The sequence below is a fragment of the Pantoea sp. B566 genome, from assembly GCF_024793925.1.
In the GTDB taxonomy this organism is placed as follows: domain Bacteria; phylum Pseudomonadota; class Gammaproteobacteria; order Enterobacterales; family Enterobacteriaceae; genus Pantoea; species Pantoea ananatis.
Genome location: NZ_JANUQL010000003.1, coordinates 734,668 through 754,700, shown reverse-complemented (window position 1 = coordinate 754,700; position 20,033 = coordinate 734,668). Strand labels below are relative to the sequence as shown.

General features: G+C 52.6%; 17 protein-coding genes, 1 tRNA gene and 2 other RNA genes. 14 read left to right on the top strand and 6 right to left on the bottom strand.

The genetic code is table 11. The features are described 5' to 3' along the window. Nucleotides 1-22: 22 nt before the first annotated feature. The 6 genes from NYE92_RS05255 to pmrA all read right to left on the bottom strand — a co-directional run bounded on the left by NYE92_RS05255 (nucleotide 23) and on the right by pmrA (nucleotide 3,299). Nucleotides 23-146, bottom strand: a non-coding RNA gene (locus NYE92_RS05255) — RtT sRNA. A 41-nt stretch (nucleotides 147-187) separates the two neighbouring features. Continuing rightward, a non-coding RNA gene (locus tag NYE92_RS05250) (RtT sRNA) lies at nucleotides 188-311 on the bottom strand. Nucleotides 312-352: 41 nt separating this feature from the next. Further along, nucleotides 353-440: transfer RNA gene (locus NYE92_RS05245), tRNA-Ser, on the bottom strand. 206 nt (nucleotides 441-646) lie between these two features. After that, nucleotides 647-1,186, bottom strand: a complete 540-nt coding sequence (gene msrA, locus NYE92_RS05240; protein ID WP_014605653.1) for a peptide-methionine (S)-S-oxide reductase MsrA — start codon at nucleotides 1,184-1,186, stop codon at nucleotides 647-649. 362 nt (nucleotides 1,187-1,548) lie between these two features. Next, a complete protein-coding gene (gene pmrB / locus NYE92_RS05235) occupies nucleotides 1,549-2,616 on the bottom strand; it encodes a two-component system sensor histidine kinase PmrB (protein ID WP_210456186.1) in 1,068 nt (355 codons plus the stop codon). Continuing rightward, nucleotides 2,613-3,299: a two-component system response regulator PmrA gene (gene pmrA / locus NYE92_RS05230; protein WP_014593911.1), complete on the bottom strand. Its 687-nt coding sequence runs from the start codon at nucleotides 3,297-3,299 to the stop codon at nucleotides 2,613-2,615. The genes pmrB and pmrA overlap by 4 nt, the downstream gene beginning before the upstream one ends. 885 nt (nucleotides 3,300-4,184) lie before the next feature. Between pmrA and otsB the strand changes: the two genes are divergently transcribed. The 14 genes from otsB (at nucleotide 4,185) to cheZ (ending at nucleotide 19,847) form a co-directional block, all read left to right on the top strand. Next, nucleotides 4,185-4,973 (top strand): trehalose-phosphatase, encoded by a 789-nt coding sequence (gene otsB / locus NYE92_RS05225; protein ID WP_024472095.1) that lies wholly within the window; start codon nucleotides 4,185-4,187, stop codon nucleotides 4,971-4,973. After that, nucleotides 4,970-6,406: an alpha,alpha-trehalose-phosphate synthase gene (gene otsA, locus NYE92_RS05220; protein WP_013026111.1), complete on the top strand. Its 1,437-nt coding sequence runs from the start codon at nucleotides 4,970-4,972 to the stop codon at nucleotides 6,404-6,406. Before otsB ends, otsA begins: the two co-directional genes overlap by 4 nt. A gap of 992 nt (nucleotides 6,407-7,398) precedes the next feature. Then, on the top strand, nucleotides 7,399-7,749 hold the full coding sequence (gene flhD / locus NYE92_RS05215) for a flagellar transcriptional regulator FlhD (RefSeq protein ID WP_006120236.1): 351 nt from the start codon (nucleotides 7,399-7,401) through the stop codon (nucleotides 7,747-7,749). Then, nucleotides 7,749-8,327: a flagellar transcriptional regulator FlhC gene (gene flhC / locus NYE92_RS05210; protein WP_013026109.1), complete on the top strand. Its 579-nt coding sequence runs from the start codon at nucleotides 7,749-7,751 to the stop codon at nucleotides 8,325-8,327. The genes flhD and flhC overlap by 1 nt, the downstream gene beginning before the upstream one ends. Before the next feature lie 130 nt (nucleotides 8,328-8,457). Then, a complete protein-coding gene (gene motA, locus NYE92_RS05205) occupies nucleotides 8,458-9,345 on the top strand; it encodes a flagellar motor stator protein MotA (protein ID WP_006120238.1) in 888 nt (295 codons plus the stop codon). Beyond that, nucleotides 9,342-10,616 carry a flagellar motor protein MotB gene (motB, locus tag NYE92_RS05200; RefSeq protein ID WP_013026108.1) on the top strand — a complete coding sequence of 425 codons (1,275 nt, stop codon included), beginning with the start codon at nucleotides 9,342-9,344 and terminating at the stop codon, nucleotides 10,614-10,616. The genes motA and motB overlap by 4 nt, the downstream gene beginning before the upstream one ends. An 11-nt stretch (nucleotides 10,617-10,627) precedes the next feature. Next, nucleotides 10,628-12,622: a chemotaxis protein CheA gene (gene cheA, locus NYE92_RS05195; RefSeq protein ID WP_014593908.1), complete on the top strand. Its 1,995-nt coding sequence runs from the start codon at nucleotides 10,628-10,630 to the stop codon at nucleotides 12,620-12,622. A 23-nt stretch (nucleotides 12,623-12,645) separates the two neighbouring features. Further along, nucleotides 12,646-13,143, top strand: coding sequence for a chemotaxis protein CheW (gene cheW, locus NYE92_RS05190; protein ID WP_013026106.1), 498 nt, complete (start codon nucleotides 12,646-12,648; stop codon nucleotides 13,141-13,143). 268 nt (nucleotides 13,144-13,411) lie between these two features. Next, on the top strand, nucleotides 13,412-14,974 hold the full coding sequence (locus NYE92_RS05185; RefSeq protein ID WP_015700156.1) for a methyl-accepting chemotaxis protein: 1,563 nt from the start codon (nucleotides 13,412-13,414) through the stop codon (nucleotides 14,972-14,974). Between the two features lie 111 nt (nucleotides 14,975-15,085). After that, a complete protein-coding gene (locus NYE92_RS05180; protein WP_014605659.1) occupies nucleotides 15,086-16,762 on the top strand; it encodes a methyl-accepting chemotaxis protein in 1,677 nt (558 codons plus the stop codon). An 82-nt stretch (nucleotides 16,763-16,844) separates the two neighbouring features. After that, a complete protein-coding gene (cheR, locus tag NYE92_RS05175; protein ID WP_013026103.1) occupies nucleotides 16,845-17,717 on the top strand; it encodes a protein-glutamate O-methyltransferase CheR in 873 nt (290 codons plus the stop codon). Further along, entirely contained in the window at nucleotides 17,717-18,766 is a 1,050-nt protein-coding gene (locus NYE92_RS05170) for a chemotaxis response regulator protein-glutamate methylesterase (protein ID WP_014605660.1), read from the top strand. The genes cheR and NYE92_RS05170 overlap by 1 nt, the downstream gene beginning before the upstream one ends. Before the next feature lie 40 nt (nucleotides 18,767-18,806). Then, nucleotides 18,807-19,196: a chemotaxis response regulator CheY gene (gene cheY, locus NYE92_RS05165; protein ID WP_013026101.1), complete on the top strand. Its 390-nt coding sequence runs from the start codon at nucleotides 18,807-18,809 to the stop codon at nucleotides 19,194-19,196. A gap of 9 nt (nucleotides 19,197-19,205) precedes the next feature. Further along, complete coding sequence (gene cheZ / locus NYE92_RS05160) at nucleotides 19,206-19,847, top strand: protein phosphatase CheZ (protein ID WP_014593904.1); 642 nt, start codon at nucleotides 19,206-19,208, stop codon at nucleotides 19,845-19,847. The last annotated feature ends 186 nt before the right edge of the window (nucleotides 19,848-20,033 follow it).

Sequence of the window (20,033 nt, the reverse complement as noted above, 5' to 3'; positions counted from 1 at the left end):
AGTCTGGACTCTTCTTTGAATGTGGCGGTGAGAGGGGGATTCACTCGCTGCGCTCGCCCTGCGGGTGGCCTGCGGCCATGCAAAACGGCGGGCCGTTTTGTCGAACCCCGGTCAGGGCTTCTCATCCCCCTCAGCGCAGAATATGCAAAAAAAAGTCCAGAGGTTAGTCTGGACTCTTCTTTGAATGTGGCGGTGAAAGGGGGATTCACTCGCTGCGCTCGCCCTTCGGGTGGCCTGCGGCCATGCAAAACGGCGGGCCGTTTTGTCGAACCCCGGTCGGGGCTTCTCATCCCCCTCGGCGGAGAATATGTAAAAAAAAGCCTGAACGTGAGTTCAGGCTCTTCTTTGAAGATGGCGGTGAGAGGGGGATTCGAACCCCCGATACGTTGCCGTATACACACTTTCCAGGCGTGCTCCTTCAGCCACTCGGACACCTCACCGCAAATTGTTGCTGACCGCGCTGGGTCAACGGGGCGCTACTATAGGGAGTCGGCCTGAAACGGTCAAGCACTATTTTTCTCTTTTTTTCTATTCGCTTAAGCTCTGAACGAATCGCGTTAAGGCTGCGCAAATCGCGGTTTTTTGGCGCCAAAAACGCGATATTGCACAGCGTAACAGAAGGGGAGATTCGCTGGGTTGCCTGAGCTTACTGCGCGCTTTTTACGCGGTTGGCAAAACTCTTGCGCAGCTTTTGCAGTTTGGGGGGAATCACCGCCATGCAGTAACCGTTTCGCTGACCGGCGCCTTCCCAGTAATCCTGATGATAACCTTCAGCGGGATACCAGGCTTTTAACGGTTCAATGGTGGTCACAACAGGCTCAGCATGATCCTGTTGGGCACGCGCGATGGCCGCTTTGGCTTCGGCTTCCTGCTCCGGCGTCTCAACAAAAATCGCGGAACGATACTGTGTACCGATGTCATTGCCCTGACGATTGAGCTGGGTCGGATCGTGGGTCGCAAAGCTGATGTCCAGCAAATCGCCATAGCTGATCTTTTCAGGATCAAAACCAATACGAATGGCTTCGGCATGACCGGTTGCGCCGCTGCACACCTGCTCATAGGTGGGATTAGGGCGCGCACCGCCGGTATAACCACTTTCCACTGACTCAACGCCGATCACATCTTTAAAGACCGCTTCTGTACACCAGAAACAGCCGCCTGCGATCACTGCATATTGGATAGCCATAAAATTACTCCTGTCTGGTCTGAAGGAAAGAGGTGGGGATGAGATCGATCGTTTTCAACGTCACACAAGGCATTTCAGGCCGTTGCCAGGTTTTAGCGGGGTGATGGCATGGCGTGAGATGAATGATTTAGCGTAGCAGGGATCGATCGCCTGCGCCTGGCGGGCAGCCTGAAGGCGCGGCAGGTTAATGTTTCCTTAATATAAGGAAGCGATACTGCATAAAACATCACTGGAGAGATCGATGAAAACCCCCACCGTATCCGTCAGTTCTGTTCCGTCTCGCAGCCTCAGCGAATATCTTGCCGTGCTTATTGCCTCCGGCACAGTGATTGCGTTTCTGGTCTGCTGGTTCAACGGCTAAATCACGCAGTAGCAAAGTTTACCCTGGCGCTGCAGCCTGAACGATCTGGGCGATTTTCCAGCAGGAATTGTCCGCCATGGAGCTGGACAATCCGGCTGACAATGCTCAACCCCAGGCCAATGCCGCCGTAGCCGGTATCCATGCGTACAAAGGCTTTACTCAGTTCACCGCGCATACTTTCATCAATGCCGTTCCCTTCATCCTCAATGATGAGCGACAGCCCGGCTGTTGCCTCAATGCGCACCGTAATGTTTCCGCCCGATGGACTGTAGCGATGAGCATTCTCTACCAGGTTACGCAGTAGCATTCTCAGCAAGATGGCATCGCCCTTCACCCGGAACATGTCCTCGACCTCCAGGGTCAGAGTCTGCTCGCGCGTCTCCAGCATTGCACTCAACTCAGCCTCCATCGGCAGGATGACTTCCTCTACTATCTCAACATTCTGATAACTGCCAGAGGTGAACTGCTGACCTGCACGCGTGAGTTGCAACAGTTGAGAGACATTGCCAGACATCTGATCAAGCCGCTGTAATAACGGTTGTGTATCGACGGCCTGGTTGCGCTGTAACAGTTCAAGATGTAAACGCAGCCCAGCGAGCGGCGTACGCAGTTCATGAGCAACATCGGCAGTAAAGAGGCGTTCGCGTTCAAGACTGGCGGTCAACCGCGCAACAAGTCGGTTAATGGACTGCGTGACGGCATCAATCTCCTGAACGGAGCCTTCAAAGATAATCGGCTCGAGGTTCACCTCACTCCGGCTTTCCAGCTCATGCTGCAGTTGATAAAGCGGGCGAGTGATCCATCTTACCGCCTGATAGCACAGCAGTAGCGTCAGGCTAATCATGACCAGGCTGGGCAGCGCCAGGCTCAGGATGGCTTCACGGACCTCTTTATCCACGTGCTTATCCATGTTGCGGTTAAGCAGGTTGGCTTCCACCAAAAACTGCACCTGCTCTTTACTCTCATGCCAGAGCCAGGCCACGCTGATCAACTGAAAAAACAGCATGATCATGCCAATCGTGAGCATCAGCCGGAAACGCATGGTATTGCCAGAACGGTAGGGATTCATTCGGGTGATGACTCGTTTTCTGCGCGCGGCTGAGATAAGGCATAGCCAAAACCGCGAACCGTTCGGATCGTGGCTTTGCCCACCTTGTCGCGCAGGTTATGAATATGGACTTCCAGCGTATTGGTGGAGGGCTCATTATCAAAGTTGTAGATGTCCTGATACAGCAACTCACGGTGAACCGGATGGCCTGCTTTCAACATCAACCGGGATAGAATGGAAAACTCTTTGGGCGTCAGGTCGAGCAGCACGTCATCCAGATGAATCTGGCGGTGGGTCATATCCAGTGACAGATTACCCACTTCGAGGCGGGAATCGCCCTGGTTGACGTGACGCCTGATCAGCGCGCGAATCCGTGCCAGCAACTCATCCAGCGCAAAAGGCTTAATCAAATAGTCATCAGCGCCGGCATCGAGTCCGGCTATGCGCTCTTCAATGGTATCGCGTGCGGTCAGGATTAAAACGGGCTGCATCTGCTTTTGACGACGCAGGCGTTGCAGTAAATGCAGGCCGTCTTCGTCCGGCAGGCCGATATCCAGCAGCACCAGGCTGTAAAGTCCGCTGGCAAGGTGGGCTTCGGCAGAACGGACCGTTGAAACACCATCGCACACGTAGCCTGCACCTTCCAGCGCCAGTACCAGCCCCTGAAGTAGCAGGGCATCGTCTTCAACAATCAATATTTTCATAAGTTCTGAAACCCTTTACGAATCGGCGCTGGCAGTGAGAAAGGCAGATAAAGCGTGTTTGAGTCCCCATCGCGGGGGTGAACAGGACAAGCGCCCCGGCTATTGTGACCGAAAGCAACGTAAACGCCTATTGCGTCAGGGAATCTCACCCTATTAATCGATGGCAAACGACGCGTAACCTTTACCGAATGCCGCGATAACGCTGAGAGACTGCCTGACGCAATGCCACATTCAGACGAATGGCAACGCCGTATGACGAAAACCTTGCCAGGGCAATAAAGCTGTCGCGATATAGCAAAACATAAAATGCCGCATTGCCAAAAGGACGTAATCAGTAATAGGGGAAAGCGACGCCCAAAAAATGATTTCATACGGAAAGGAATTATTAATCCAGGACGGATGGAAAGTCATTAATTACTATTATCACCGATTAAAAAGCGTTCATGAAACCAACAAAATACCGCCCATCCGTGTACGCGCGAATGAGTTGACAATAATTTTAAACAGTCTGCTGATTAAAGATTAAGAAAACCTTAAACAGGGCCATTTATTACACTTTTATTTCACTGTTGAGCGCTTGATAAAAAGACGGTATGCGCTCAGGGATCGGTCCGGGCCAGTCCAGGGCATTGGAAAGCGAGACGGCTGGCACAGGAAATGCATATTCCTGGCAGAACGAAATTTAGCGACTACACTTTATGGGGCGACAATAGCAGCCAGCGGATTTATCAGCATCAAAACACATTTGTTTTTTGAAAAAGGGTTGTTGAATTGCAGGGTTTTACCACGCAGTCTCCTTACTTCACATGGCCTTGAGCCAACCTCTTGCTGAAACGTCCTCTGCTGTGATGTCCTGATGATGAACCTATTTACAGGAGAAGACACGTGACCCAGATGGCAGATAGTGATGCCTCATTTCCGTCATTGAGCGGCGGTCTGTATGCCTTCTTTTTTGATGTCGATGGCACGCTGGCAGCGATTCAGTCCCAGCCCGATGCTGTATTCATTCCAGAAAATGTCGTCGCAGAACTGCAACGGCTCTCATCGTTATGCCATGGCGCACTGGCGCTGGTTTCTGGCCGACCTGTCGAACAACTGGATGCGCTGGCGGCGCCTCTGCGGGCACCGGCAGCAGGCGTGCATGGTGCTGAACGGCGCGATGCGACAGGCGAACTGCATCGGGTGACTTTGCCAGATGATGTTGAACGTCCGCTCAAACGCCTGCTTGAGGAGGCGATGGAGCAGTGGCCGGGTACGCAGTTGGAAGCTAAAGGCATGGCTTTCGCGCTTCATTACCGTCGCGCGCCGCAGCACGAACAGGATGTTATGCAACTGGCTCAGGCTGCGGTGGCGCGTTTTAACGGTCTTGCGCTGCAACCCGGCAAATGCGTTGTAGAAATCAAACCCACCGGGATTGATAAAGGCGCAGCCGTCCATAAATTTATGCAGGAAGCCCCATTCTCAGGCCGTATCCCGGTGTTTATCGGGGATGACCTGACCGATGAGAAAGGATTCGCTGCGGTGAATGCCCTGCAGGGAATCTCTATAAAAGTGGGGGAAGGCCCCAGTCAGGCGCATTATCGTTTACATGACGTTACGGATGTCTATGCCTGGCTTGAAACAACACGATTACAATTAGAGCAAGACAACATTGGTAAGGAGTGTAGGTTATGAGTCGTTTAGTGGTTGTATCTAACCGTATCGCCATGCCAAATGGGAACAAAACCGGTGCTGGCGGCCTGGCCGTCGGCATTCTGGACGCGCTGAAGAGCACGGGCGGACTCTGGTTTGGCTGGAACGGTGAGATCAGTGAGTTTTCAGGTGAAGAAGAAAATCCGGTATCGGTAATGGAACATGACGGTATTGAATATGCCTCTTTCCCTCTGAGCCAGAACGAATACGATCTTTACTACTGCCAGTTTTCAAACACCGTTATCTGGCCCGCCTTTCACTACCGGTTAGACTTAGTTCAGTTCCAGCGCGAAGCCTGGGAAGGCTACTGTGAGGTCAATGATGCGGTCGCGCAGCGATTAAAGCCGCTGATTAAGCCGGATGACATTCTGTGGATCCACGATTACCACTTTTTACCTTTCGCCGCTGCATTGCGTCGGGCTGGCATTAACAACCGTATCGGCTTCTTCTTGCATATTCCTTTCCCTACGCCGGAAATTTTCAACGCGCTGCCTCCTCATAAGGAACTGCTGGAGATGCTGTGCGAATACGATCTGCTAGGCTTCCAGACAGAATCAGATCGTGTGGCTTTCCTCGATAGTGTCAGCCAGTTGACCCAGTTGCAGAATAAGGGTGACAAGAAACACCGCGCCTATGGCAATACCTTTATGACAGAGGTCTACCCGATAGGGATTGAACCCGACAGCATTAAAGAGATGGCTGAAGGGCCGTTGCCACCGAAGATGGCCGCGATGAAAAAAGAGCTGGGCGATGCCCGCAACATCATCGCCTGTGAGCGTCTGGACTACTCCAAGGGGTTACCAGAACGTTTCCTGGCTTATGAGGCGCTGCTGGAAAACTTCCCTCAGCATCACGGCAAAATTCGCTATTCCCAGATTGCGCCCACGTCACGCGGTGATGTGCAGGCTTACCAGGATATTCGTCATCAGCTTGAAACGGAAGCAGGGCGCATTAACGGTAAATACGGGACACTGGGCTGGACGCCGCTGTACTACCTTAACCAGCACTTTGACCGTCGTCTGTTGATGAAAATCTTCCGTCTGACCGACGTGGGGCTGGTGACGCCGTTACGTGATGGGATGAACCTGGTTGCGAAAGAGTATGTTGCGGCACAGGACCCGGATGATCCGGGCGTACTGGTACTGTCCCGCTTTGCCGGTGCGGCGAATGAGCTGACCTCGGCATTGATCGTGAATCCCTATGACCGGGATGAGGTGGCCGCTGCGCTGGACAAGGCCATTACTATGCCGCGCACGGAAAGAATTTCTCGCTATAACGATATGATGGCCGTTCTGCGTAAGAACGACATCACCGCATGGCGCGAAAGCTTCCTACGCGATCTCGAAAAGATTGCGCCACGTAGCGCCGATCATGGAATGGCGAATAAAGTGGCCACATTTCCAAAACTCGCCTGATGCCGCAGCAAGCCAGGGATGGCTTGCTGTTTGTCGTATTTGACCCTCGCTTGCCGTCTGCAAACTCTCCTTATGTTTTAATCAGTTACCCTTAACTCAAAGGCGGTCCCGTACCGCGGCAGGACACTATTCCGGCACTTTTGCTGTCAAAATGACCCATTAAAATGTCATAACACTATTTTTACCTGGTTAAGCTAAAGTTTTGGCGATCCGGGCCGATACTCTTAGTGCACAAATCTATCTTGCCTGCAATTCATTCACGTTATTAATGTAACTCCTTGTTACATGGACGATCACACTCTAAACACCTTGCTGTCACCCTTTACAACGGATTGCCAGAACGCGCCTAATCCCCATCGCCTGCCGGACATGGCTGTTGCCCCTTACTCTGCAGTAAAACGCTAACTGACTAATTTAAAAACAAATAATTGTTTCTGCTGGCAGCACATTCCACTGCTTTTATGGTTTTGAATGGTTCTAAATAGGGTACAAATTGCATTCGTGAACATAAACCTGACCTCAACGGTCTGATTTGGCTTTTGCGGCGGTTTTGTTGCTAATTAAGTCCTGGTTAGGACAAATCCCTACAAAAAAAACGTAATTTCGCTCAAAAAACATACAGCTAAAATGTGATCGTAAAGTATTTCTGAAGAAAAAAGGCTCAAAAGTGTGACCTGTGTCACACTTTATCCAAAATTTCACTGAACTGTCGTTGTATGTGAGGATCAGACGATATAGATTTGCCTTGTTTTCGGATTAGTCTTAAAAAATGTATGAAGGCCTCACGGAAGAAGGTTGAAGACTTAAGAATAAGGTGGACTGAAAAAATTGACTTCTGACCCAAAACACAGGGTCGTAAAAAGAAGCAGCACTCAGAACCATTTGCCTTTTATGTTTAATTATTTTTGCCATCTTTAGATTTACCAACCAGCAGCTCGATACGCAGAGATGTTATCTGCGGTAAGTTACGTCGCGTCTCTCAGGATGGAAAAATGGGTACATCTGAATTACTAAAACATATTTACGATATCAACTTGTCATATTTACTGCTCGCGCAGCGATTAATTAACCAGGAAAAAGCTTCGGCAATGTTTCGCCTCGGGATCGATGAAAAGATGGCAGATGCGTTGTCAGAATTAACCTTACCTGAAATGGTAAAATTAGCTGAGACCAATCAACTTGTGTGTCAGTTTCGTTTTACCGATAGCACCGTTATTAATCGCCTGACGCAGGAATCTCGCGTGGATGATTTGCAACAGATCCACACCGGGATTTTGTTATCCAGCCGTTTATTACGCAGCGCGTCTAAAGACGCCGCGCCTACTAAAAAGAGGGCGGTATAATGGGTGAAAAAAGTATTGTTCAGGAAGCGCGCGATATTCAGCTCGCCATGGAGCTGATTACCCTGGGTGCGCGGTTACAAATGCTGGAAAGCGAAACGCAGCTGAGCCGCGGTCGCCTGATTAAACTGTATAAAGAGTTGCGTGGTAGTCCACCACCTAAAGGCATGTTGCCTTTCTCTACTGACTGGTTCATGACGTGGGAACAAAATATTCATGCTTCCATGTTCTGTAACGCCTGGACTTTCTTACTGAAAACCGGTTTGAGCAAAGGTATTGATGCGGTAATCAAAGCCTATCGCCTCTATCTTGAGCAGTGCCCGCAATCGGACGAGGGCCCGCTGTTGGCGCTGACACGCGCCTGGACCCTGGTGCGATTCGTCGAAAGCGGTATGCTGGAATTATCGGATTGTAAAAGCTGCAACGGCAGCTTTATTAATCATGCACATCAGCCTGTTGGCAGCTTTGTCTGCAGCCTGTGCCAGCCACCATCACGTGCCGTAAAAAGACGTAAACTTTCTGCAGATACTGCCGATATCTTTCCACAACTGCTGGATGAACAGGTTAAACACGCCGTTTAAATTTGTTCGCAATGTGGAAGTCATCCAGCAGCGGTTAATCCCGCTGCTTTTTTTTTGCCTCCACGTGGTGAACATCACCTGGGTTTCTGGCTTAACGTCGACCAACACGTTACGGACGTAAGGATTTTTTGTGCTGATAATTTTAGGTTACATCGTTGTATTAGGTTCCGTGTTGGGCGGATACGCTTTAGTGGGCGGCCATCTTGGCGCGCTTTACCAGCCTGCAGAACTGCTGATGATCGCCGGGGCGGGCGTCGGTGCGTTTTTGGTGGGCAACAACGGTAAATCGATCAAGAAGACCCTGAAGGCCCTGCCGCTCCTGTTTCGTGGCTCGAAATACAACAAAGCGGTCTATATGGATTTGATGGCGCTGCTGTATCGCCTGATGGCGAAATCACGCCAGCAAGGCATGTTGTCGCTGGAGCGCGATATTGAAGATCCCGCTCAGAGCGAAATTTTTGCTAATTATCCCCGCATCTTAGCCGATAAACAGTTAGTAGATTTCATCACTGACTATTTACGCCTTATGGTCAGTGGCAACATGAATGCCTTCGAAATCGAAGCATTGATGGATGAAGAGATTGAAACCTACGAACACGAGTGTGAAGTTCCTGCGCAAAGTATCGCAGCAGTGGGCGATGGCCTGCCGGCTTTCGGTATCGTCGCCGCGGTGATGGGCGTAGTGCATGCCCTGGCGTCAGCCGACCGCCCAGCCGCAGAGTTAGGTGCGCTGGTTGCCCATGCAATGGTGGGAACCTTCCTCGGGATTTTACTGGCATACGGTTTTATTTCGCCGCTGGCGTCAGTGTTACGTCAGAAATGTGCAGAAACAACCAAGATGATGCAGTGCGTAAAAGTGACGCTGCTTTCAAGCCTGAACGGCTATGCGCCACAAATCGCCGTCGAGTTTGGCCGTAAAACGCTTTACTCCGCCGAGCGTCCTTCGTTCAGTGAACTGGAAGAGCACGTACGCAACGCGAAGAACCCGGCTAAACAGACTTCGGATCAGACCTCATGAAACATGGCAATCGCCCAATTGTGCTGATTAGAAAGCGCAAACATAAGAAACATGAAGGAGGGCATGGTTCATGGAAAATCGCTTATGCCGACTTCATGACGGCGATGATGGCATTTTTTATGGTGATGTGGCTGCTGTCGATCGCCAGCCCACAGCAGTTGATTCAGATAGCGGAATATTTTCAGACGCCCTTAAAAGTGGCGCTGACGGGTGGACAACGCAGCAGCGACAGCAGCAGCCCTATCCCGGGTGGCGGTGACGACCCAACGAAGAAAGAGGGTGAAGTTAAGAAGGTTGTGGATATGGATGCGCAGAAACGCAAGCTGGATGAGATTCGCCTCAACCGGTTACGTGAAAAGCTCGATCAGCTGATTGAAGCCGACCCGCGCCTGAAAGCACTGCGTCCGCATTTGATCATCAACATGGTGGAAGAGGGACTGCGTATTCAGATTATCGACAGTCAGAATCGCCCAATGTTTAAAACCGGCAGCGCAGAAGTTGAACCTTATATGCGCGACATTTTGCGCGCGATTGCCCCGGTTCTGAACGACATCCCAAACCGAATCAGTATCGCGGGGCATACGGATGATATTCAGTACGCCGGTGGTGATAAAGGCTACAGCAACTGGGAGCTCTCTGCTGACCGCGCCAATGCGTCACGTCGGGAACTGGTGATTGGCGGGCTGGATGGTGGAAAGATTCTTCGTATTGTCGGCATGGCTGACACGATGAAACTGAAAAACCGCGGGGGGGATGATGCCGTGAACCGCCGTATTAGTTTGCTGGTGTTGAACCACGATACCGAAGCCGCCATTGAAAAAGAGAATGCTGAAAGTGATGCCGTGCAGGTTAGCGATCCGGCTGCGTTTGAGAAAGTTACCGAACCTTCAGCCTCCATCGGTACAGCAGCAGATAAAGCGGGTGCAGTGAAAACCGCAACCTCAGCACCGTCCGCCTCGGCAGGCGGTGCGATGAAAACGACAGCGTCTTCGCCGTCCGCCCCGGCGAACGGCACAGTGAAAACAGGCACTTCCACGCAGCCCGCGTCTTCAGCGGGTGCGGTGAAAACAGCAACGTCCGCACAACCAGCGTCTTCGACTGGTGCGGTAACAACCGTATCTCCCGCGCCGTCAGCCTTATCGACGGGTACGGTGATAACAGTAACCTCTGCACCGCCAGCGTCATCGGCTGGTGCGGTTAAAACAACCTCCGCGCCGTCAGCTTCGTCGGCTGGTGCGGTCACTACAGCAGCCCCCTCACAGCAGAGGTGATTCCCGTGAGCATGGACATCAGCGATTTTTACCAGACGTTTTTTGATGAAGCCGATGAGCTGTTAGCGGATATGGAGCAACACCTGTTGGGACTCGATCCCCAGGAACCTGACTCTGAACAGCTTAACGCCATCTTCCGCGCCGCCCACTCCATTAAAGGTGGGGCAGGAACCTTTGGTTTTACGGTTTTACAGGAAACAACCCATATCCTGGAAAACATTCTGGATGGTGCTCGTCGCGGCGAAATGCAGCTCAGCACCGACATCATCAATCTGTTTTTGGAAACTAAAGATATTATGCAGGAACAGCTCGATGCTTATAAAACCGCGCAAGAGCCTAACGCGGAAAGCTTCAAGTATATCTGTGAAGCATTACGCCAGCTGGCGTTAGAGGCTAAAGGTCTGCCGGTTGAAGCGCCGGTGGTGGTTGCCCTTGATGCACCGGTCAGTCAGGCAGAGTCCGCGCAAGCAGGCGCCGACGGCGTTCATCTGCAACTGGTCGATCTGAAAGAAAAAGACATTGATTTGATGCTGGAAGAGCTGGGTAACCTCGGCACAATCAGCGATGTCAAGAAAGGCAGCAACTCGCTTGAGTGCCACATTACGGGCGTTGGCAAAGACGATATCGTCGCCGTGCTCTGTTTTGTGATTGATGAATCCCAGATTCGCTTCCCGGAGGAGGGCGACGCAGCCCCAGCCGAGACAGCGCGCGCCGCTGAGCCTGAGGTGGCCGAAGTACAGACCGCGACCGTTACCGAATTGCCCGTTGCCGCAGCCAAACGCGAAAGCAAGCGCGTTGCCGCACCGGCGAAGACCAGCGAATCCAGCAGCATCCGTGTTGCCGTTGAGAAGGTCGATCAGCTGATTAACCTGGTGGGTGAGCTGGTAATCACGCAGTCAATGCTGGCACAGCGCTCTGGCGAACTGGATCCGGTGGCGCACGGCGAGTTGCTGAACAGCATGGGCCAGCTGGAGCGTAATGCGCGTGACCTGCAAGAGTCGGTGATGTCGATTCGTATGATGCCGATGGAATACGTATTCAGCCGCTTCCCGCGTCTGGTTCGCGATCTGGCCAGTAAACTGGGCAAAGAAGTCGAACTGACCTTACTCGGCAGCTCGACCGAACTGGATAAGAGCCTGATTGAACGCATTATCGATCCGTTAACGCACCTGGTGCGTAACAGCCTGGACCACGGCATTGAATCGCCTGATAAGCGTATTGCCGCAGGAAAAGTCGCGACGGGCAACCTGACGCTGTCCGCAGAACATCAGGGCGGCAACATCTGTATCGAAGTCTCCGATGACGGTGCGGGCCTGAACCGTGAGCGTATTCTTGCTAAAGCACTGTCATCCGGTCTACCGGTTCATGAAAACATGAGCGATGAAGAAGTCGGCATGTTGATTTTCGCGCCAGGCTTCTCCACCGCAGAACAGGTCACGGACGTGTCCGGCCGCGGCGTGGGCATGGACGTTGTGAAACGGAATATCCAGGAAATGGGTGGTCATGTCGAAATTGCCTCTAAACAGGGCAAAGGCACCACAATCCGTATCCTGCTGCCGCTGACGCTGGCGATCCTTGATGGCATGTCTGTACGCGTCGCGGATGAAGTCTTTATTCTGCCGCTGAATGCGGTGATGGAATCATTACAGCCTCGCGCAGAAGAGTTGAAACCGCTGGCGGGTGGCGAATGTGTTCTGGAAGTCCGTGGCGAATATCTGCCGCTGGTTGAACTGTGGAACGTCTTTGATGTGAAAGATGCCAAAACAGAAGCGACACAGGGCATCGTGGTCATTTTGCAAAGCGCGGGCAAACGCTACGCCCTGTTGGTAGACCAGTTAATTGGTCAGCATCAGGTTGTTGTTAAAAACCTGGAAAGCAACTATCGCAAAGTACCAGGGATTTCAGCCGCCACCATCCTCGGCGATGGCAGCGTGGCGCTGATTGTTGACGTTTCGGCGTTGCAGTCACTTAACCGTGAAAAACGTGTGGCCGGCGCTGCCGCCTGATTGATAACGAAAGGGTAAATAACATGAGTGGAATGGCAACCGTGACAAAAATTGCTGGCGAAACCGTGGGCCAGGAGTTCCTGGTGTTCACGCTGGGTGATGAAGAGTACGGCATCGATATTCTTAAGGTTCAGGAAATTCGTGGTTACGATCAGGTAACCCGCATTGCCAACACGCCGGATTTTATTCGCGGCGTAACGAACCTGCGTGGCGTGATTGTGCCTATCATCGATTTGCGTGTGAAATTTGCACAGGCAGACGTTGAGTACAATGAGAATACGGTCGTAATCGTTCTTAATCTGGAAAACCGCGTCGTCGGTATCGTGGTTGATGGCGTGTCTGACGTGCTGTCGTTGACGCAGGAACAGATCCGTCCTTCACCTGAGTTTGCCGTGACAATGTCCACCGAGTACCTCACCGGTCTGGGGGCGCTCGGCGACCGCATGTTGATTCTGGTTGACATCGAGAAGCTGCTGAGCAGCGAAGAGATGGCGCTGGTCGACAACCTGCGTACGGCATAATCCTTCTTCACGGGTCAGCCCAGGCTGGCCCGTGAGGTTCTGTGTCTTGTGTGCAGCCTGAATCAGTATGTTCCGCTTAACCCACGTATCGCTTCCACCTCTCATTTTTCCCCTGTTGTCTGTGACCTGAGCCACTAAAAAACACCCTCAGCTGATATCAATAATTACAAAAGCCCTAATTGCCGCTTTTTTACTGAAGCTGACTAAACCCTCTCTCTTTCCCGCCGATACAGCCCCTGCACTTTACTTTTTATGCTCGGGGAAAAAGATGTTAAAACGAATAAAAGTCGTGACCAGTCTTATCGCGGTACTGATGCTTTTCGGTGCCATGCAGCTGCTGTCAGGCAGCCTGTTCTGGTCAGCACTGAATAATGATAAAGAGGCCTTTGCGCTGTCACAAATTTCCACCCGGAACGTTGCGGCGATGACCGATGCCTATATGGCGCTGAACCAGTCTCGTACCACCCTCAACCGCGCAATGTTGCGCCTGCAAACCAGCCTGGCGTCTCAAATGAACGGCGGCCAGCTGGACAGCCTGACAGAGAAAGCCGTTAACGAGGCGAATAAAGGTGAGCAGTATCTGGCAGAATTTAACGCGATTCCGGAAACACCGGGCGCAGATACGGAAATGCGCGATCGACTGCAAAACGATTTTAAGGCCTATCTGACCGGTCTGCGCGGCATGATCGCCAGCCTGAAAGCGAAAGATCTGGAAGGCATGTTTAAACAAAATATTGAACAGAAGCAGCAGGCGATGCAGGCCACCTATTCCGCATGGCGCCTGAAGCAAAGCGAACTGTCCGCACACGGCGCAGAGCAGAATCAACAGGCCTTCACGCAGATGATGTGGATGCTCGGCATGGTTGGCGTGCTGGTGATTGTGGTTATTCTGGGCTGCTGGTTTGGACTGCGTCAGCTCTTGATTCAACCGCTTCAACGCCTGCTGGTGGATATTCGCACCATTGCTTCTGGCGACCTGACGCAACCCATTCTGGTGGAAGGCCGCAATGAGATGAGCCAACTGGCCGCCGGTATCCACGAGATGCAGCATTCGTTGGTATCGACCGTGGGTGAGGTTCGCAGCGGGTGTGATGCCATTTTCACCGGCGCCAGTGAAATCGCGGCCGGGAATAACGATCTGTCTGCGCGTACGGAAGAGCAGGCAGCTTCGCTTGAACAAACGGCAGCCAGCATGGAGCAGTTAACGGCGACGGTAAAACAGAACGCAGATAACGCACGTCAGGCTTCTCACCTGGCACAAACCGCATCCGAAACCGCGCTGCAGGGCGGTAAAGTGGTGGATGGCGTGGTGACCACCATGCAGGAAATTGCCGGCAGTTCGAAGAAAATCGCAGACATTATCAGCGTTATCGACGGCATTGCTTTCCAGACCAATATTCTGGCGCTTAACGCTGCCGTAGAAGCGGCGCGTGCCGGTGAGCAGGGCCGTGGCTTTGCCGTGGTGGCGGGTGAAGTCCGCAGTCTGGCACAGCGCAGTGCTCAGGCAGCAAAAGAGATCAAAGGGTTAATCGAAGATTCAGTGGCGCGCGTTAACAGCGGCTCGCTTCAGGTTGAAAGCGCGGGCAGCACTATGAATAACATCGTGGGCGCGGTAACACGCGTGACCGATATCATGGGCGAAATCGCTTCTGCATCTGACGAGCAAAGTCGCGGCATCGATCAGGTGGGCCAGGCCGTAACAGAAATGGATCGTGTGACACAGCAGAACGCCTCGCTGGTCGAAGAGTCAGCCGCCGCGGCCGCCGCGCTGGAGCAACAGGCCAGCGCCCTGTCCCAGGCCGTATCCGTCTTTAAAATCTCGCGCGTTTAAGTTTCCCCAACCTCTTTTTACGGCCAGCGTGAACCTGTCTTCACGCTGGCCGTAAAGTTCCGCACGTCCGGGCCGATAAACAGAATCGAATTGCTAATGAATGAGGTTTCTATGTTTAGTCGAGTACGTGTTGTCTCCGGTCTTCTCTGTGTATTGGCACTGTTCGCGCTACTGCAAATTTTTTCGGGTGGCGTGTTCTATAAGACGGTGACAGAAGATAAAGAAAATTTTGCCTATAACCAACGTCTGAGTACGCTTCAACGCGCCATGGGCACCTCTTGGGTCGCACTGGTACAGGCGCGAAATACCTTAAACCGCGCCGGGATCCGTTATTTGCAGGATGGGCAAATGGCCGGCTCAGGTGCCACCGTTAAAGAGCTGGTGGCGCTGGCAGATAGTGAATTAAAGCGTGCGGAAGAAGGCTATGCCATGTTCAATGCCAATCTTTCTGAGAAAGGCAAAAGTGCAGAAAACGTACTGACGCTGCAGGCAAACTATAAGCAATTCCATGACGGACTCGCGGAACTGATCGTATTTCTTGGCAACGGTAACTTTAAAGGGTTTGTAGACCAGCCGACGCAGAGCTATCAGGACAAATTCCAGAAAGACTACGATGCCTGGCTTAACTACAACCTTCAACTCAGTCAGCAGGGCGTGGATGCCAACAATGCCGCCTATCAACGCATGATTATGCTGGTTGTAGGGACGCTGTTGGTCACGCTGTTGGTGATTGTGCTGGTCTGGAACCTGATGCGCAGCCTGCTTATTCGACCGCTCAAAGAGAGCATTGAACATATTCAGCACATCGCAGGCGGCGATCTCACGCAGCCCATCAACATTAGCGTACGTAATGAAATTGGCGATCTGCTGACCTCGCTGCAGGACATGCAACGTTCTCTGGTGCGCACCGTCAGCACCGTGCGAGACGGCGCAGATGCAATTTATACCGGGGCCAGCGAAATCGCCGTCGGTAATAACGATCTTTCTTCCCGAACCGAACAGCAGGCGGCATCGCTGGAGCAAACGGCGGCCAGCATGGAAGAACTTACCGCGACCGTAAAACAAAATGCGGAAAATGCCCGTCAGGCTTCAAAGCTGGCGCTGAATGCCTCTGAAACCGCGCAACAGGGTGGCAAAGTCGTTGATGGCGTGGTCACGACCATGAAAGAAATTGCCGGCAGCTCACGGAAAATTGCGGACATTATCAGCGTCATTGATGGTATCGCTTTCCAGACCAACATCCTGGCGTTGAACGCAGCGGTTGAAGCCGCGCGAGCTGGCGAACAGGGACGAGGCTTTGCCGTGGTAGCCGGTGAGGTTCGTAACCTTGCCCAGCGCAGCGCACAGGCGGCAAAAGAGATTAAAGGCCTGATTGAAGACTCCGTTGGTCGCGTTAACACCGGCTCAGTGCTGGTTGAAAGCGCGGGCGATACCATGAATGAGATCGTCAGTGCGGTGACGCGCGTGACCGACATCATGGGTGAAATTGCCTCTGCATCCGACGAACAGAGCCGTGGTATCGACCAGGTCGGTCAGGCAGTGACGGAGATGGATCGCGTAACACAACAGAACGCCTCGCTGGTGGAAGAGTCTGCTGCAGCCGCTGCGGCGCTGGAAGATCAGGCCAGTAACTTAAAACAAGCGGTTTCTGCCTTCAATATTGGTAAAGAAATTGTCACGCAGGCCGTTAACAAGACTACGGCGGCAAAAAATTTACGTTTAGAAAGTCCGTCAGAAGGCATTCGCCAGCCATCACCGCGCGGTGATGAGAACTGGGAAACCTTTTAATTGCCTGGATGGCCCAGCCGCTGAGACGCGGTTGGGCGTAGCAGCAGATGTTCAACAGGTTTAGTTCAGGCCAGGTGCAAAGATGAAGAAATCGACGTTATTAGATCAACCGGAAGCGACGACGCTGCTGTCACAAATGGTGCAGCGTCTGCCCCTGTCCGATACCCATTTTCGCCGTATCAGCCAGCTCATCTATCAGCGTGCGGGTATCGTGCTGGCCGATCACAAGCGCGAGATGGTTTACAACCGTCTGGTTCGTCGTCTGCGCACGCTGAATATCGATGATTTTGGTCGCTATCTGGCCCTGCTGGAAAATGATCCAAACAGTGCTGAGTGGCAGGCGTTTATTAATGCGTTAACCACTAACCTGACAGCGTTTTTCCGCGAGGCGCATCATTTTCCAATCCTTGCGGAGCATGCACGTAAACGTCAGGGAAATTTTAGCGTCTGGAGTACGGCAGCGTCCACCGGCGAAGAACCTTACTCTATCGCGATTACGTTGGCTGAAACCTTAGGCATGGGACCGGGTAAATTCCAGGTACATGCCAGCGATATCGATACCCAGGTTTTGGAGAAAGCCGTGGCGGGCGTTTACCGTCAGGAAGAGCTGCGTACGCTGTCGCCCGCGCAGTTACAGCGTTTCTTTTTACGCGGTACAGGTCCACATGCTGGCATGGTTCGTGTCCGTTCCGAACTGGCGAACATGGTGAACTATACCCAGCTTAACCTGCTGGCAAATGACTGGGCCTTACCGGGACCGTTCGATGCGATCTTCTGCCGCAACGTAATGATCTATTTCGATAAAGAAACACAAGAAAAAATTCTACGTCGTTTTGTTCCTCTGCTTAAGCCCGGCGGCATTCTCTTTGCCGGACACTCAGAGAACTTCAGCCAGATTAGTAAAGAGTTTTGGCTGCGTGGGCAAACCGTGTATGGACTGACGAAGGAAAGATGATGAGCAAAATTACCGTGATGTGCGTAGATGACTCTGCGCTGATGCGGCAACTGATGACCGAAATCATCAACAGTCATCCTGATATGGAAATGGTGGCTACGGCCCCGGATCCGTTAGTGGCACGCGATCTGATTAAACAGTTTAATCCGCAGGTGTTAACGCTGGATGTTGAAATGCCGCGCATGGACGGCCTGGACTTTCTTGAAAAACTGATGCGTTTACGGCCCATGCCCGTGGTCATGGTGTCATCCCTGACGGGACAGGGCTCAGAAATCACGCTGCGCGCGCTGGAGTTAGGTGCGATCGATTTCGTGACGAAGCCGCAGCTAGGCATTCGTGAAGGCATGCTGGCCTATAGCCAGATGATTGGCGACAAAATTCGCGCGGCGGCCCGGGCGCGCCTGCATGTTCGTAACGTCATGCCCGCGCCGGTCACGCTGAAAGCCGGCCCGTTGCTGAGTAGTGAAAAGTTGATTGCCATTGGTTCATCAACCGGCGGCACAGAGGCGATTCGCCACGTTTTACAGCCGTTACCGGCCACCAGTCCGGCACTGCTGATTACGCAACATATGCCACCGGGCTTTACCCGATCTTTTGCCGAGCGGCTGAACAAGCTGTGCCAGATCACGGTGAAAGAAGCGGAAGATGGCGAGCGTATTCTTCCCGGCCATGCCTACATCGCGCCTGGCGCAATGCACATGGAACTGGGGCGCAGCGGGGCGAACTACGTGGTGAAGCTGAATGAAGGCCCCCCGGTTAACCGGCATAAACCTTCAGTGGATGTCTTGTTTAAATCGGTTGCGATTAACGCCGGGCGTAATGCCGTCGGCGTCATCCTGACCGGTATGGGTAACGATGGGGCAGCAGGCATGCTGGAAATGCATCGTGCCGGCGCCTGGACCATCGCGCAAAATGAAGCAAGTTGTGTCGTTTTTGGCATGCCACGCGAGGCGATAGCCAGCGGTGGCGTGAGCGAAGTAGTAGATTTAAGCAACATCAGCCAGCACATGCTGGCGAAAATTAGCGCCGGACAGGCATTGCGTATATAACCAGGCCCGTCCTGCCGGGCGAGATAACACAGGAGTAGATATGGCTGATAAAAACATGCGCTTTTTGGTAGTGGACGACTTCAATACGATGCGTCGTATTGTACGTAACCTGCTGAAAGAGCTTGGTTTCAATAACGTAGAAGAAGCGGAAGACGGCGTTGATGCGCTAGGCAAGCTGAAAGCAGGTGGTTTCGATTTCGTTATCTCTGACTGGAACATGCCAAATATGGATGGCCTGCAACTGCTGCAGACTATTCGTGCCGATGCTGCCATGGCGAGCCTGCCAGTTTTAATGGTGACGGCAGAAGCGAAGAAAGAAAACATTATTGCTGCCGCTCAGGCGGGTGCAAGCGGCTATGTAGTCAAGCCGTTTACTGCAGCCACGCTTGAAGAAAAGCTGGGCAAAATTTTTGAAAAACTGGGTATGTAAGGAGATGTGATGAGCGACCTTCCGAAATCAGCTGAGCAAGCCGCGGCACACGATATCATTTCCCGCATCGGTTCACTGACCCGCATGCTGCGTGACAGTCTGCGTGAGCTGGGGCTGGATCAGGCCATTGCAGAAGCTGCTGAAGCCATTCCTGACGCCCGCGACCGTCTGGACTATGTAGTGCAAAAGACCGCTCAGGCGGCCGACAGGGCGCTGAACAGCGTCGAAGCAGCGCAACCGCACCAGGACAAAATGGAAGCGGGCGCGATTGCGCTGAAAGGACGCTGGGATGCGTGGTTTGAAAATCCAATTGAACTTGCCGACGCGCGCGAGCTGGTGACGGATACGCGTGAGTATTTAGGGGAAGTGCCTACGCACACCTCTTTTACTAACAAGCAGTTGCTCGACATCATGATGGCGCAGGATTTCCAGGACCTTACTGGTCAGGTCATCAAGCGCATGATGGATGTGATCCAGGAAATCGAGCGCCAGCTGTTGATGGTGCTGCTGGAAAACATGCCAGAAGTGAGCGCCGAGAAACGTCAGGTTGGCACCACGCTGCTTAACGGACCTCAGGTCAATGCCGCTGCGCCAGGCGTCGTGGCGAATCAGGACCAGGTTGATGACCTGCTGGACAGCCTGGGTTTCTAACCGCGAGTCTGTCTGGTCATCGCCGATCCGTTAACGGTTGGCGATTGCCGCCCCTTCTAAGATGGCCTGTTTCTGACAGGCCACTTCTCTTTTCTCTTTTGCCATCCGTGAAAGAGCGCGCATTTTTCACGTTTTATCCACGCTTTAACCAAACCCAAATTTGGCATTCTATGCTCAGAATTCCTG

Excerpts from the sequence above, each read along its gene's own strand:
- cheY (WP_013026101.1), top strand. The coding sequence starts at position 18,807 with ATGGCTGATAAAAACATGCGCTTTTTGGTAGTGGACGACTTCAATACG.
- pmrB (WP_210456186.1), bottom strand. The coding sequence starts at position 2,616 with ATGAATCCCTACCGTTCTGGCAATACCATGCGTTTCCGGCTGATGCTC.
- NYE92_RS05180 (WP_014605659.1), top strand. The coding sequence starts at position 15,086 with ATGTTTAGTCGAGTACGTGTTGTCTCCGGTCTTCTCTGTGTATTGGCA.
- NYE92_RS05185 (WP_015700156.1), top strand. The coding sequence starts at position 13,412 with ATGTTAAAACGAATAAAAGTCGTGACCAGTCTTATCGCGGTACTGATG.
- motB (WP_013026108.1), top strand. The coding sequence starts at position 9,342 with ATGAAACATGGCAATCGCCCAATTGTGCTGATTAGAAAGCGCAAACAT.
- NYE92_RS05170 (WP_014605660.1), top strand. The coding sequence starts at position 17,717 with ATGAGCAAAATTACCGTGATGTGCGTAGATGACTCTGCGCTGATGCGG.
- cheZ (WP_014593904.1), top strand. The coding sequence starts at position 19,206 with ATGAGCGACCTTCCGAAATCAGCTGAGCAAGCCGCGGCACACGATATC.
- flhD (WP_006120236.1), top strand. The coding sequence starts at position 7,399 with ATGGGTACATCTGAATTACTAAAACATATTTACGATATCAACTTGTCA.
- flhC (WP_013026109.1), top strand. The coding sequence starts at position 7,749 with ATGGGTGAAAAAAGTATTGTTCAGGAAGCGCGCGATATTCAGCTCGCC.
- cheW (WP_013026106.1), top strand. The coding sequence starts at position 12,646 with ATGAGTGGAATGGCAACCGTGACAAAAATTGCTGGCGAAACCGTGGGC.
- cheR (WP_013026103.1), top strand. The coding sequence starts at position 16,845 with ATGAAGAAATCGACGTTATTAGATCAACCGGAAGCGACGACGCTGCTG.
- otsA (WP_013026111.1), top strand. The coding sequence starts at position 4,970 with ATGAGTCGTTTAGTGGTTGTATCTAACCGTATCGCCATGCCAAATGGG.
- cheA (WP_014593908.1), top strand. The coding sequence starts at position 10,628 with ATGGACATCAGCGATTTTTACCAGACGTTTTTTGATGAAGCCGATGAG.
- pmrA (WP_014593911.1), bottom strand. The coding sequence starts at position 3,299 with ATGAAAATATTGATTGTTGAAGACGATGCCCTGCTACTTCAGGGGCTG.
- msrA (WP_014605653.1), bottom strand. The coding sequence starts at position 1,186 with ATGGCTATCCAATATGCAGTGATCGCAGGCGGCTGTTTCTGGTGTACA.